Source organism: Chlamydia abortus, assembly GCF_002895085.1.
Classification (GTDB): domain Bacteria; phylum Chlamydiota; class Chlamydiia; order Chlamydiales; family Chlamydiaceae; genus Chlamydia; species Chlamydia abortus.
In genome coordinates this window covers 473,575-487,808 of record NZ_CP024084.1, presented here as the reverse complement: position 1 = coordinate 487,808, position 14,234 = coordinate 473,575, and the positions used below count along the sequence as shown (strand labels likewise).

Sequence of the window (14,234 nt, the reverse complement as noted above, 5' to 3'; positions counted from 1 at the left end):
ACAAAACGATCTTTTTCAGGAAAATAACATTGCGAAAAAAAGCAAAATCGAAGATAAATTACGTCTCTAAATAAACAGAACTTTAATTTTATTTTTCTAAACGTTAAATCGAAAGTATGCCAAATTCTTTCTTATAAAATTTGTAAAGTAAACATCGATTAATTTTTATGAAGATTTAGCAAGTTATCAAGGTGGGTTTCATGGCCGTAGAACAGTCGAATATAAATGAAGAAGTAGAAAAACTGATCTTAAAAGCTATTAGAAAGGTCTGCGGGGATAAAGAAAACGATTTATGTCGCTATCTTCCAGGACCAAGTGGTGGCTACATGCACCATTTTACATTAAAAAAAATGAAAAGCGCCGCCCCCGAGCAATTTCTAAAAATGCTAAAAACATTTATTTTAGAATCTGATTCACCACGAGCCATTAACCCAAAACCTCGAGCTCCTAGAGGCTCTAAAAAACGCAGAGACTTTATTAACTTTACTAAAACTGACATAGAACGCGTTTTAGAATTAGCGAGACAAGTAGGAGATAAAGATCTTTTAGCACGGTTTAGCCCTAAAAAACCTCTTCCCTCTTTAAAAAGAGAGCTGATTCGTTCTATCCGCAATGGTATTGTTAGTGTTGAGCTATGGAACGCCTATGTGGAGGCAGTAAGAACCAATGCTTCAAGTCTAGATTCTCCTCAGTCTTTTGTTTAAAAGACTTTACAATCGGCTAAGTAAAGTGAATATTTTAGCCGATTTACTCTAGTCTCTCGAGTACTCTAAAAAGCCTTTAAGCTCCTCGTCTTGTTTTCTCTTGTCAATAGAGAAAGAAAATGGTATGCTAAAAGGCTAAAAATACTAAATTTTAATTGTTTTAAAGACTAAATCATTAATAACTTATAAATTAATAACTAAGCTATTTCAGAGGGTAAATATGACACAAACAGCGGAAAAACCTTTTGGAAAATTGCGTTCTTTTCTTTGGCCGATACACATGCACGAGCTAAAGAAGGTGCTGCCAATGTTCCTAATGTTCTTCTGTATTGCGTTCAACTATACCGTATTGCGTGATACAAAAGACACTCTTATCGTAACGGCTCCCGGATCTGGTGCAGAGGCTATACCTTTCATCAAACTGTGGCTTGTTGTTCCTTGCGCTGTTGTCTTCATGCTTATCTATGCCAAATTAAGCAATATTTTAAGTAAGCCAGCCCTCTTTTACACAGTAATTGCTCCATTTCTTCTATTTTTTGCTTTATTTCCTACAGTAATTTATCCATTCCGTCACATTTTACATCCAACGGATTTTGCGGATAAATTACAGGCCATCCTTCCTCAAGGATTGATGGGCTGCGTTGCCATGCTTAGAAACTGGACTTTTGCTGCATTTTATGTGCTTTCCGAACTATGGGGAAGCGTTATGCTTTCTTTAATGTTCTGGGGTTTCGCTAACGAAATTACTAAAATCAGCGAAGCTAAACGTTTTTACGCTTTATTTGGAGTTGGGGCTAACGTAGCCTTACTAGCTTCTGGCCGTTCTATTATCTGGGCTTCTAAGCTACGCGCTAGTGCTACAGGCAATACGGATCCTTGGGGTCTTTCCCTTTACCTCTTAATGAGCATGGTTGTGATTTCCGGTGGTATTATTATCCTATGCTACTGGTGGATGAATAAGTGTGTTCTTACCGACCCGAGATTCTATGATCCTAAAGAGTTAAACAAAACTAAGAAATCAAAGCCAAAAATGACGATGAAAGAAAGCTTTGCTTACCTTGCAAGATCTCCTTACATGTTGTTATTAGCCCTTCTTGTTATTTGCTACGGTATTTGCATTAACCTCGTAGAAGTCACTTGGAAGAGCCAGTTGAAAATGCAATACCCCAATGCTAACGAGTATAGCGAATTCATGGGTAATTTCTCATTCTGGACTGGTGTTGTCTCCGTAATCGTTATGTTGTTTATCGGAGGTAACGTTATCCGTAAATTCGGCTGGTTAACAGGAGCTCTTGTTACACCGGTGATGGTATTGTTAACAGGTGTCTTTTTCTTCATTTTGGTTATCTTTAGAGATCAAGCTTCCGGCATCGTAGCGATGTTTGGAACCACACCATTAATGCTTGCTGTTATGGTTGGTGCTATCCAAAACATTCTATCTAAATCCACTAAGTATGCCCTCTTTGATGCGACTAAAGAAATGGCCTACATTCCATTAGACCAAGAACAAAAAGTTAAAGGAAAGGCTGCTATTGACGTGGTTGCCGCTCGTTTCGGAAAATCCGGAGGTTCTTTAATCCAACAAGGTCTCTTAGTCGTTTGTGGAAGCATTGGAGCTATGACACCTTACTTAGCAATAGCACTCTTCCTGATTATTGCAGTATGGCTAGTCTCCGCTACCAAGCTCAATAAGTTGTTCTTAATTCAATCTGCTCTCAAAGAACAAGAGCTTGCAGGAGAAGAAGCTGCTGCTCCTACAAATACTGAAGCATCCTCATCAATTCAGGGAACACCTGCTGTTGAGAACGCTTCTTCATAAGCTTCAATGAGAGGTCTTAACAAAAATCCTCACCTGTTTCCAAGTGAGGATTTTTTTTTGTCTTGAAAACTTCTAAACAAGTTTAATTATAACCTTCGTCATCCCTATTTAGATAAGTTTCTTCTATATCTTCGAATTTTTCATGGAATTTCATACGGTGATTAAAATAGTAGCATATAGTCTTCCAAGCTTGACTTGTTTTTTGATTCATCAGGCTTTTGTATCGGGAAACATTTTTACATTCAGAATAAGTTGCTAAAGCAATATTAGACTCATACCTAAGACTATTCTCACTAATAAAATCTCCTAGAAAAGACCTTGCTAGTATGCGTATACCTCCGTGGGGAGCCGATTGATCTAACCAACATAAAAACTGCCAAGAAGCAAGCGATGTTGATCGAATAAGCTGTAGTTGCTCCCAAGAGATACCATGTGAACATATACGAAAAACGAGCTCTTTTATACTCTCCTCTGTAAATGTCACCCGTAGTTCTGACAATAGCTCTACCTTATCTTTCTCACCCATATATCTGCTATAATCTCCTTGAGCATTAATTAATAACCTGTCTACTACAGCGGTTACTTGTCGATGATCCCAAGTATGATTTTTCACCTGATCCATTAAAAAAACATATTCCTCGTGGCGCAATTCTTGCGCTAATCCATAAGATTGCATGAGGAAAATTGTTCCATGTTCCGTTCTTGGAGTAACAGATTGACGTATTGAATCTAATTCAGAAAACCAATAGATTCCAGAATACCCGAGGTTGTATTTTTCTAAATTTTCTCTTAAGACATTCTTATTACCTAACTCTATAAAGCGCTTCACCCAATATAAAGGGCAATTTTCTATTAATAAGTTGTCTAAGCTTGGAAGATGTTGTCCGTTAATTTCGCTGTCTAAATTATCAACACCAAAATCTTCCAAAATCTTCTTTAACTGAGGAGAGAGTTTATGTCGATGATTTCGAAGTGATGTTTCTTGAGATTCTCTACAATCATGAATATAGACTAATAACTCCCTAAAATTCGTAAGTTTTAAGTCTTGCTTAGTGACTAAATCAAAAAATACCTTAGGAAACTCCGATTTAATTACATAACGAAATCCAAAAGGGATGTGCTTGTATTTAGGTTGAGAATATTTAATGATAATTTGGGCTGTAACAAACGATAAAATACACCAGCTCATACCTGCGCATAGTAGTGAGATAATGATATTTACATATGAAGGTAATATCGATAAAAAAATAAGACCTGAAATAATAAATAAAATACTCAAAACAATTAATATGATTATTTGAGATGGCGTTGGTCTCTTTGTTTGCATGTATCGACAAACTACTTCTTGCTTTGGAAGTATTTGGGAGACAAAAAGATTAGAAGCTTGCATATGTCATACTAAATAAAAAAACAAAATTATAATTATAAATGCACATATTTATAATATACTACGGTTTAAAACGATAAAACGTACAAACTACAAATACAATAGCTATTCTAATTTTGATTTCTTAAATAAATTAAAATCATCTTCTTACATTTCAGTTCTAGTAGTATTGACAACTAACAATGCTCAGTCTAACATGGCTCTCTCTGAAATTGACAAGACCCCTCCTGTATTTTGAAAGAGTATAAGCTAGAAAACATTCGAAACTTTTCTATTATTGCGCATATTGACCACGGGAAATCTACAATTGCTGACCGCTTACTTGAAAGTACAAGTACAGTCGAGCAAAGAGAAATGCGCGAACAGCTCCTTGATTCCATGGATCTAGAAAGAGAGCGTGGGATCACCATCAAAGCGCATCCAGTGACAATGTATTATAAATACAATGGAGAAGTGTATCAGCTGAACCTGATAGACACGCCGGGGCACGTGGATTTTTCTTATGAAGTATCACGATCCTTAACTGCCTGTGAGGGAGCTCTTTTAATTGTTGACGCAGCTCAAGGTGTGCAAGCTCAAAGTTTAGCTAACGTTTATCTAGCCTTAGAACGTGATCTGGAGATCATTCCTATTTTAAATAAAATTGATTTACCAGCAGCAAACCCTGAAAAAATCCGAAAACAAATAGAAGATTACATAGGGCTAGATACTACACATGCAATCGCCTGCTCAGCAAAAACTGGGGAAGGAATTTCGGAAATTCTTGAAGCCATTGTGGAATTAATCCCTCCACCTAAATCTCCTGAAGAAACTGAATTAAAAGCTTTGATTTTTGATTCTCACTATGATCCTTATGTAGGTATTATGGTGTATGTCCGTGTGATGAGTGGAGAAATTAAAAAAGGTGACCGCATTACCTTTATGGCAACAAAAGGATCGTCATTTGAGGTATTAGGTGTAGGAGCTTTTCTTCCCGAAGCAACGTTAATTGAGGGATCTTTACGAGCAGGTCAGGTAGGCTATTTCATAGCCAACTTAAAAAAAGTTAAGGATGTAAAGATTGGTGATACTGTAACTACAGTCAAGCATTCTGCTAAGGTACCTTTAGAAGGATTCAAAGAAATCAATCCTGTAATGTTTGCTGGTATCTACCCTATTGATTCTTCAGATTTTGATGCTTTAAAAGACGCTTTAAGCCGTTTACAACTTAACGATTCTGCTTTAACGATCGAACAAGAAAGTAGCCATTCTTTAGGCTTTGGTTTTCGCTGTGGGTTTTTAGGACTCCTGCATTTAGAGATCGTTTTTGAAAGAATCATCCGAGAATTTGATCTCGACATTATTGCTACAGCACCTAGTGTAATTTATAAGGTTGTCTTAAAAAATGGCAAAACTTTGTTCATAGATAATCCTACAGCCTATCCAGATCCTTCGATCATAGAACATATGGAAGAGCCTTGGGTACATGTCAATATCATTACACCACAAGAGTACTTAAGCAGTATTATGAATCTATGTTTAGATAAACGTGGTGTATGCTTAAAAACAGAAATGTTAGATCAACATAGGTTGGTGCTTTCCTATGATCTTCCTTTAAATGAAATTGTCTCTGATTTTAATGATAAATTAAAATCTGTAACTAAGGGTTATGGATCTTTTGATTATCGTTTAGGAGATTACCGTAAAGGATCTATCATCAAACTGGAAATTCTCATCAACGACGAACCTGTCGATGCTTTTTCTTGCCTTGTACATAGAGATAAAGCGGAAGCACGCGGAAGAAGTATCTGTGAGAAGCTTGTCGGTGTTATTCCTCAACAACTTTTTAAAATCCCCATCCAAGCTGCTATCAATAAAAAAGTCATTGCTAGAGAAACAATTCGTGCTCTTTCTAAAAATGTGACGGCAAAGTGTTACGGCGGTGATATCACAAGAAAACGAAAACTCTGGGAAAAACAGAAAAAGGGTAAAAAGCGGATGAAGGAATTTGGGAAAGTTTCTATTCCCAACACCGCTTTTATTGAAGTTCTTAAAATAGATTAGCAAGCCTTAAAGATACGTTACCCCCCCCCTTCTAGAGAGAAACTTAGGGTTTGGATACATACTTTTTTCCCCTGCAGTTTACTCTCAATACTTAGCATAGGCCAACACACAGGGGCGTTATAAGTTATCCTAAAGATAGCAAGAGAGTCGCGCAAAACGCACACTGAAGTCCCTCTCGCTTTTTCTCAAATTATTTTACGAGAGTTGTTGTTTTTGACCCTATCCAATCTGTATGATAGAACTCCCCTCGAGGTCTATCCTTACGTTCATAAGTATGAGCTCCGAAATAGTCTCTTAATCCTTGAGCTAAAGCTATTGGAGAGTCTTTTGTTCGGTAACCATCATAAAATGTTAATGCAGCTGCTAAACAAGGCATGGGATATCCTGAACCCACACCATAGGCAACTGTTCTTCGCCAACCGGGCTCGGAATGTTGTAATACAGTCTTGAAATAGCTTTGTAAAATTAACGAAGGTGCTTCCGGCTCATTTTCGAAACCTTTATGGATAGCATCTAGGAAAACACTTTGGATAATGCATCCGCCTCTCCATAATAAGGCTAACTCTCCAAAATTTAAATTCCATTGATGCTCTTCAGATGCTTGTTTCAATAACATGAATCCTTGAGCATAACTGATAATTTTCGAAGCGTATAGCGCTTGGAACACATCTTCAATAAAAAGATGAGGGTCTCTAGGTTTTTCAAAAACGATAGGAACACCCGGAAGTTCTTGAGAAGCGCGCTCACGAATAGTTTTCCAAGAAGAGAGGAAGCGTGCTAATACAGATTCAATAATTAGCGAAAGGGGCACTCCCGAATCGATAGCGTCAATGGCAGTCCAACGCCCTGTGCCTTTTTGTCCAGCAACATCTAAAATGGTATCAATAACTGGGAAGCCATTGGAATCTTTTAAAGAGAGAACTTCTACAGAAATTCTCATCAAGTAACTTTCTAATTCACGTGTGTTCCATTCAGCAAAAATCACGGATACAGCTTCAGGAGATAGATCTAAACGTGCTCTCAATAAGCCATAAGCCTCACAAATTAACTGTATGTCTCCATATTCTATGCCATTATGTACAGTTTTTACATAATGTCCTGCGCCTCCGGGGCCAACCCAACAGCAGCAGGGGTTCCCATTAACCTTAGCAGAAATACTTTGGAAGATAGGGGCTATTGCCGGCCAGGCATCACTATTACCTCCTGGCATAATAGAAGGTCCATGACGAGCGCCCTCTTCTCCTCCAGAGATACCCATACCTATGAATAATATGCCTTTTTCCTTAAGATCACGGCACCGTCTTTCTGAATCTTTATAATAGCTATTCCCCCCATCGATAATAATATCACCAGCTTCAAGATAAGGTAATAGCGAATCAATACTTTGATCCACAGGAGTTCCTGCTTTGATCATCAGCATGATCTTTCTAGGACGTTTTAAAGAACGCACAAAAGATTCTAATGTTTCATGTCCTTGAAGTTCGGGGCTTTGAGAATGTTCTTGAAGAAACTCTCGAGTTTTCTCTGGACTCCGATTATAGACAGACACAGAAAAACCATGGTCGATCATATTCAACACCAGATTTTTCCCCATTACAGCTAAACCAATTAGCCCAATATCCGCACCAGCTTTATCTGCCACCAATCCTCCTCCACACTTAAATTAGACGCAAAACGAGTTTTTTCTTCTTTCCCTGTGCTAATAAAACATATTGATCGAAACACACCTGAGTTTCTTCAAAAACACTGTGTTCATTCTCAATAGGTTCACTATTTACATAGAGGCCTTTCTGCTCGATCAATCTTCTCGCTTCTCCTTTAGAACTACAAACCCCTAATGCAACAAAAAGATCTATCCACCGTTTGCCGAGTGCCTGTGTTCCTTCTAAAGAGACTGCCTGGCCCATAGCAACAAGATCTTGAAAATCCTTCTCAGAAACTGAAGATACTTTACCCGGATGTATGCTTTGAGTGACTACCTGCGCTTCTCTTAGTCCGTCTTCACCGTGTATAGAGGTGACTAGAGTTTCGGCAACAAACTTTTTCACAGCTACTGGATCTAATAAAAACTTTTGGTCTAGATCAAAGATTTCTTCATTACTCAATAAAGTTAATGTACGTGCTACTTTAGGCACTTCTTGATCCGGAAGCCTTAAAAAATACTGATATAACTCATAGGGAGATGTTAGCTTGGGATCTAACCAAATTGTTCCTGACTCAGTCTTCCCAATCTTCTTACCTTGGCTATTTGTTAACAACGGATAAGTCAAACCATAAGCCTGTCCCAATCCATGACGACGGATATAATCAATGCCTGAAGTAATATTCCCCCATTGATCGCTTCCCCCACATTGCAAACATACTCCATAGTTCTCAAAGAGATAAGCAAAATCATATGATTGCAAAAGCATGTAGCTAAATTCAGTATAGCTAATGCCCTCTTCAGACTGAACACGCTGTTTGACTGTATCCTTACCCAACATAACGCCTAGTCTAAAATGCTTCCCTACGTCTCTCAGGAAATCTATCACAGTCGTTTCTTTCAACCAGTCTATGTTATTTACTATTTGCACTCCGGGTAAATAGTAAGCAAGACATTCTGAGAGTTTCTGGCTATTATAGGCGACTTGGCTTTCCTCAAGTAGGGTACGTTCTATGCTTTTCCCTGAGGGGTCTCCGATCATTCCGGTCGCAGAACCTACAAGAGCCACAGGAGTGAGACCAAAGTGAGCCATCCTACGCAAAAAGCATATCCCTATCCAATGTCCTATATGAAGAGAAGGGGCTGTGGGATCAAATCCAAGATAGGCAGAAACTGGGGTGCTTACGTTATCTAATCCTGAGGAAAAATTTTCGAGGATTCCCCGATCTTGCAAGTGTTGTATAAAATCCCGCATCGCAATAACAAAAAATCTTAATAATTGAAGGACTATCTTAACGATCAGTACTCTTATATGCAAGATTCCTTAGGGATTTACTCTAGAAAAAAATAAACGGATAAAAATTCTACTTGAATTTAAAATAGACGGGTTCTTTTACTTAAAGGTAATTTTAATAATGATAAGCCCAGCTCTGGAAAATACTTCTTTTATCAGCCGTTTACAAAATAAAACAGCGAATTTTGTTCAGTCTACAATTTTTTCTCGTATCATGTCTGTAGTTCTTATTACTCTAGCTGTTATAGCAACAGCAGGGAGTTGTACGGCTATGATACTGACTTTGAACTTGTGGTTCATGCTACTCAGTGTTGTTGGAGGGATCTTATTATCTCTTGGCATGATGAGCATTCACATTGACTGTGGAACAACAAGCAGATTAACTGTGGAACAACAAGCAGAGAGAATTCCTTAAAGGAAAGCAGATAAAGCAGCTCGGAGTTTGATAAGGGCTTTGGAATGAATCTGGGATACTCGTGATTCGCTAACTCCTAGAATCTTTCCAATTTCCTTAAGAACGAGCTCTTCATAGTAGTATAGAGCCATCACCTTTCTTTCCTTCTCTTCTAGGCTCTCGATAGCACTTGCTAAAAATGAAGAGAATTCCTTTTTATCAACAATGTCGTACCCTGTTTCTGCTCTTTCATCAGCGATACGTTCTTCTAGAGCTACACCAGATTCACCATCAGATAACGAGGGTCTTTCCTCGTTTAAAGAAATAATTAACGCAGGTCGTGCTGAAGCAAACCAGCCAGAAAGCTCTTGTTGAGAAATTTGGAAATACTCACAAAGATCACCATCCGTAGGCTCTCTTCCTAGTGACAGCCGCAGAGCATCCATAGCATCAGCAAGCTTATTTGCTTTTTGATGTACGCTCCTTGGCACCCAGTCTTGCTTCCTTAAATCATCGATAATAGCTGCTTTAATTAAAAATAAAGCATACCCTTCAAAACGACGACTCTTTTCCGGGTTAAAACGTTCAACAGCTCGAACTAAACCCTCAACACCGGAAGCATACAGATCCTCGGTCTTTACATGGGAAGGCATACCGGAAATTAAGCGGTGGGCCACACACTTAACTAAGTGCAGGTAAAAATCAATCAGAGTATCTCGATACTCGATTTCTTGAGTCTGCCAATATAATTCCCAAATCTCAGAAATGTTTTGCGTATTTTGTGTTTTCACAAATTTTTTCTTTCAGTAATTATTTTAAGATTAAATAAAAAAAATATTTTAAACAACACCTCAATTAAAATATTTTATTTGTTTTAATTAGATGAATTTCACAATTAAAGTGTCAAAACCTCGTCAGACACGGATCCTAGCAAAGAAATAGGGATTTCTTCTGGAAGTTCATTATGTGATAAAACAAGTAAATCTGGAAAGTAAGGTTCTATCATTTTCCTTAGTTCAAAACGCGACTCACATCCCGTAATGATCGCACGAAAATCTCCCCCCGCGGATTGATTTAAGAGAGTCTGTACTTGGCAAATTACCTTATCACACATCAATGGATTAGATTTTGAATATAAATCACCTATCATACGTTCTACATGCGAATCTACCGTGATGATCTCTAGTGTATTTTGCTGATCCCAAAGGGCTCTTCCTATATGTTTCCCTAGGTATTTTCTAATTTTCTCGGCAAGTATTTCAGGGTTTTCTTCTGGAGATCCATATAACGCTATCGCTTCCAATACCTTAGGGAATAACCTCAAAGATACGCGTTCTTTGACCAGACCTTTTATGAGAAAGAGCAAGGAATTTTCAGATATTTTTTTTGGAATAATCTCATCGATCGAGATACCCAAAACATTTTGCGCTTGTCGTACAAGCATTTTGACATAATTTCCGTGAATAGCCTCTGGGAGTAGATTTCTTAGTATGGGTAAAAGACGAGATAAAGAAATTTCTTCGAGATGAAAATGTTTCCCACAGCAACTCAAAGATGCGGGTTTGTCACGATAAAAAATCTTCATCTCTTGATGCAAGAATACGCCTGTTTCATTGAAGATCTCTTCCCGTGCTTGTGCATAGAGCTCGTGCGGGTTCACTCCTGTGTAATCTGTAGAAAGAGAGAGGTGTATTTGTTGGAATATTTCAGATAGAATTTCAGGCCCCTGTACATCTTTGGGTGGTTTATAGGCGATGAGCAAGGCAATAGCAAAAACAATCACAGGAGCTTTAGGAGTCCCTGGGATGAACAGTAGTGAGGAGAATAAAAGAGCAATCGTTCGAAAATGCACTCGCGCTTGCTCGTAATAGTCTATCATATACTCAAGGAGAGATGCTTTTTGGCCCACCTTGGATATCAAGGTCGCTGCAGCACATGATGTCATGAGTGCAGGCACTTGGCTGACTAAAGCATCTCCTACCACGGTGAGCCATAAACTTGCTGATTCTCTATCCACAGAACAAGCAAAATAGGCAGCTGCTATCGTATTGACAATGAGCAAAATACAACTGACAACAGCATCCCCTTTTACAAAGCGAAACACTCCCTCCATCGAAGAAAAAAAATCGCTTTCTTCAAAAAGATCTTGTTTTTGTTTTTCAACATCCATCGCCGAGGCTCGTCCAGACACAAGATCGGCATCTAGTGACATTTGCTTACCAGGCAGAGCTTCTAAAATAAATCTTGCACGTACTTCCGCGACTCTTTCTGATCCCTTGGCAATGACAAGAAAATTTACTAAAAAAAACAGACAGCAGGCAGCGATTCCTGCTCCTAAACTCCCTAAGGAAAAAAAATTCCCCAAAGAGAAAATCATAGGTGATGCCCAACCCGAGGATAAAATCAATCGAGTTGAAGCAAGATTCAATCCCAAACGAAATAAGCAAAGGTACACAAATAACGCAGGAAAGAGCCTAGCTTCCAGGCTAGATTTTAAAGAAAATACCCAAAATACAACGGTGAGCGATAAAATAAAGTTGATACATAAACCCGTATCTAAAAGCAGCTGAGGTAAAGGAATCAAAAAAGAAAGAAGAATACCTAAGGGAATGAGAGCCATTCTCCATAATTTCTCTTGTTTGCTTGTCACCAAGCGCCTCCCCTATGAGACTCTCTTATTTTCCTCAATAACGATAAAAAACATATATCTTCAAGAAAAACTCTTATGACAGAGATTCATGAATTTTAGGTTATGTTTATCTTGTAGACTATTTTCTTCTGTGCTAACGTCTTGATCTCTTAGAGACATTTGTACGGAGTATAGCGCAGCCTGGTTAGCGCGGTTGCTTTGGGAGCAATAGGTCGGGGGTTCGAATCCCTCTACTCCGAATTGTTAGTCTCGTTGTTAAAAGATTTTCAGGAAGTCATAAATGGCAAAATTGATCATTGCATCCGAAGACGAAACACAAGAGTTTGAACTTGAAGATGGTTCTAGCATAGCAGAGCCTTGCGAATCTTCAGGGGTTCCTTTTGCATGTACAGAAGGTGTATGCGGCACCTGTGTTATCGAAGTTGTCGAAGGCAAAGAAAATCTTTCTAGTTTTACAGAAGAGGAAAAAGACTTTCTTGGAGAGTCTGAAGACTCTAATGAACGTCTCGCCTGTCAGTGTAAAATTCACGGCGGCTGTGTTAAAATTACTTTTTAAACTCAGTCCCAAAAAAATTACAAACATTAAGATATTTTTATATGCGGACGAAGTATGTAAGGTTTGCTTTACATTCCGTGGAGGCTTGTGTTTTGGGACCAAAGTTCTTGAAAAAAAACTCTCTATGTCCTAAGGCAGGAATGGTTTAAAATATTAATAGCCTTTAGTTATAAAAAAGATTAATATTTTATGTTTCAACCTATTCACACTCATGGGCCATCTCAATTTCTTTCTGAGGCCTCTGCAATACCAGGTAATCGAAATAATACAGAAGTTAAAAAGGCAGCCCTAGCAACAATAGCAGGCTTAGCCTTTATTGGCGTTATAACCACCTTGGCTTTGGCTATTACTTTTTCGATGCCAGCTCTTACTGCTGTCGTAGTTGTTTTCTCTATGGTGGCTGTAGCGTGTTGTATTCTCCTGAATAAAGAGATTGCCGCGTCAGCGTCTCTTCCTCCATTGCCTTTCCCAGAAGGAAGATCAGAAATATCTACACCGGACCTTTCCCCACCTCTTTCTTTCCAACCAGAAGGTTTATCAACACCGGAGTACACGCCTCCTCCCTCTCCAACATTCGAAGATCCTCAGGATCTACCAAGATCTCCAACTCCTCCACCTCAGGTTCAGCCTACAGCTGCAGCGGTTCCGTTGCAAACTGTCCCGAATGTTACGGAATTACTTGATGGTTTGACACAACTCGCATCCCGACAAGCTATCAACACCCCTCAATTTGATCCCATCGACGCAAATACCACTTTCTCGGGATGGCAGGTCCCTCATACTGAAACGGTACTTGTCTCTACACGTGGCGACATTACTCAACCTAGATTCCGCACAAAAGATCTCACTCCTATGCTAGTCAATGCCGCCAATGATACTATGCATAGACATGGCGGAGGAACAAATTCTGTCTTTACTCACGCCGTTAGTCGTCAAGGATGGCAAAATTCTACCGAAAGCAAGACACGTTTAAATATTGGTGAATGTACTGCGGGTCAATGGATAAATGCAGACGGGACAACCAATGACGGAGACTCGTCGGCCCCCGCATTACTAGCCCAGCTTTTAGGACCAACAGCCAGTCAACTGAATAATGACGCATTTAGATGCTATAAGGCCGTAACCACAGCCTACGAAAATTGTTTAGCTAAAGCCGTGGAAAAAGGCGCCAAATATGTTCAGTTACCCTTGATCTCCTCCAGTCTTTTCGCTCCTTCAGCAAATCTATTAGGCGGCACAGTGCGAGCTAAATGGATAGAAGCTGTGAAAGCGGCCTTAGTCACTGCAGTTGGGAATTTTGCTAGGCAAAATCCAGATTCTCAAATGATTGTTGTCGTCACAGATATCAATCGTTCTCCCTTAGGCTAACATAAGATCATCTTGTCATGGATCTACAACACGTATGTGTTATAGATCCACGGCATCATCTTATAACACCAAGATCCTTTCCTTCTTATCACTCCTAGAAGCAAAATCCCAAGATACTTTGTCATAGAAAACTTGTGCGTATTGTTTGTATACTGCTAACTATAAGCACTTTGAGCCAGCGCGCAACAGGGTTTGTAGAGCGTATTGGAGATGAATTATAATAGCTCAACTTCTGAATGAAATCTAAGTTGCCAACTTTGTTGTGTTGTCTTTACTATATCGACAACATGGAATAGCACAACACAAACACTAAGAAAAAGATGCGTACAATTGAGAGAATCTTCGTCCCTACTTTAAGCTTAGTATTTTTTAATGAT

11 protein-coding genes and 1 tRNA gene are annotated in these 14,234 nt (G+C 38.9%); 7 read left to right on the top strand and 5 right to left on the bottom strand.

The genetic code is table 11. The features are described 5' to 3' along the window. Window positions 1–200: 200 nt before the first annotated feature. Both ddbA and npt1 read left to right on the top strand, forming a co-directional pair. Entirely contained in the window at window positions 201–704 is a 504-nt protein-coding gene (ddbA, locus tag CHAB577_RS02265; protein ID WP_041461327.1) for a DNA binding protein DdbA, read from the top strand. A gap of 220 nt (window positions 705–924) precedes the next feature. After that, window positions 925–2,523, top strand: a complete 1,599-nt coding sequence (npt1, locus tag CHAB577_RS02260) for an NTP/NDP exchange transporter Npt1 (protein WP_011097058.1) — start codon at window positions 925–927, stop codon at window positions 2,521–2,523. An 82-nt stretch (window positions 2,524–2,605) separates the two neighbouring features. Here the strand turns inward: npt1 and CHAB577_RS02255 are convergent, their stop codons facing one another. Then, the gene (locus CHAB577_RS02255; protein WP_041461358.1) at window positions 2,606–3,712 is read right to left on the bottom strand and encodes a DUF1389 domain-containing protein; all 1,107 of its coding nucleotides are present in this window, start codon (window positions 3,710–3,712) and stop codon (window positions 2,606–2,608) included. Window positions 3,713–4,144: 432 nt separating this feature from the next. Between CHAB577_RS02255 and lepA the strand changes: the two genes are divergently transcribed. Then, entirely contained in the window at window positions 4,145–5,953 is a 1,809-nt protein-coding gene (gene lepA, locus CHAB577_RS02250) for a translation elongation factor 4 (protein ID WP_011097056.1), read from the top strand. Between the two features lie 190 nt (window positions 5,954–6,143). On the opposite strand, the gene gnd is transcribed toward lepA, so the two are convergent. Together gnd and tyrS are read right to left on the bottom strand one after the other, a co-directional pair. Continuing rightward, entirely contained in the window at window positions 6,144–7,595 is a 1,452-nt protein-coding gene (gnd, locus tag CHAB577_RS02245; protein WP_173024157.1) for a decarboxylating NADP(+)-dependent phosphogluconate dehydrogenase, read from the bottom strand. A gap of 16 nt (window positions 7,596–7,611) precedes the next feature. Then, window positions 7,612–8,850, bottom strand: coding sequence for a tyrosine--tRNA ligase (tyrS, locus tag CHAB577_RS02240; protein ID WP_011097054.1), 1,239 nt, complete (start codon window positions 8,848–8,850; stop codon window positions 7,612–7,614). A 160-nt stretch (window positions 8,851–9,010) separates the two neighbouring features. On the opposite strand from tyrS, the gene CHAB577_RS02235 reads away from it, so the two are divergent. Beyond that, window positions 9,011–9,304, top strand: a complete 294-nt coding sequence (locus CHAB577_RS02235; protein WP_011097053.1) for a hypothetical protein — start codon at window positions 9,011–9,013, stop codon at window positions 9,302–9,304. Here the strand turns inward: CHAB577_RS02235 and CHAB577_RS02230 are convergent. Both CHAB577_RS02230 and CHAB577_RS02225 read right to left on the bottom strand, forming a co-directional pair. Beyond that, on the bottom strand, window positions 9,301–10,074 hold the full coding sequence (locus CHAB577_RS02230) for a FliA/WhiG family RNA polymerase sigma factor (RefSeq protein WP_006344064.1): 774 nt from the start codon (window positions 10,072–10,074) through the stop codon (window positions 9,301–9,303). The genes CHAB577_RS02235 and CHAB577_RS02230 overlap by 4 nt on opposite strands. Before the next feature lie 104 nt (window positions 10,075–10,178). Next, complete coding sequence (locus CHAB577_RS02225; protein WP_049765690.1) at window positions 10,179–11,903, bottom strand: EscV/YscV/HrcV family type III secretion system export apparatus protein; 1,725 nt, start codon at window positions 11,901–11,903, stop codon at window positions 10,179–10,181. Between the two features lie 194 nt (window positions 11,904–12,097). Here CHAB577_RS02225 and CHAB577_RS02220 point away from each other — a divergent pair. The 3 genes from CHAB577_RS02220 (at window position 12,098) to CHAB577_RS02210 (ending at window position 13,857) form a co-directional block, all read left to right on the top strand. Next, a tRNA-Pro gene (locus tag CHAB577_RS02220) sits at window positions 12,098–12,172 on the top strand. A 41-nt stretch (window positions 12,173–12,213) separates the two neighbouring features. Next, on the top strand, window positions 12,214–12,489 hold the full coding sequence (locus CHAB577_RS02215) for a 2Fe-2S iron-sulfur cluster-binding protein (RefSeq protein WP_006344062.1): 276 nt from the start codon (window positions 12,214–12,216) through the stop codon (window positions 12,487–12,489). Between the two features lie 189 nt (window positions 12,490–12,678). Continuing rightward, window positions 12,679–13,857, top strand: a complete 1,179-nt coding sequence (locus CHAB577_RS02210; RefSeq protein ID WP_011097051.1) for a macro domain-containing protein — start codon at window positions 12,679–12,681, stop codon at window positions 13,855–13,857. The last annotated feature ends 377 nt before the right edge of the window (window positions 13,858–14,234 follow it).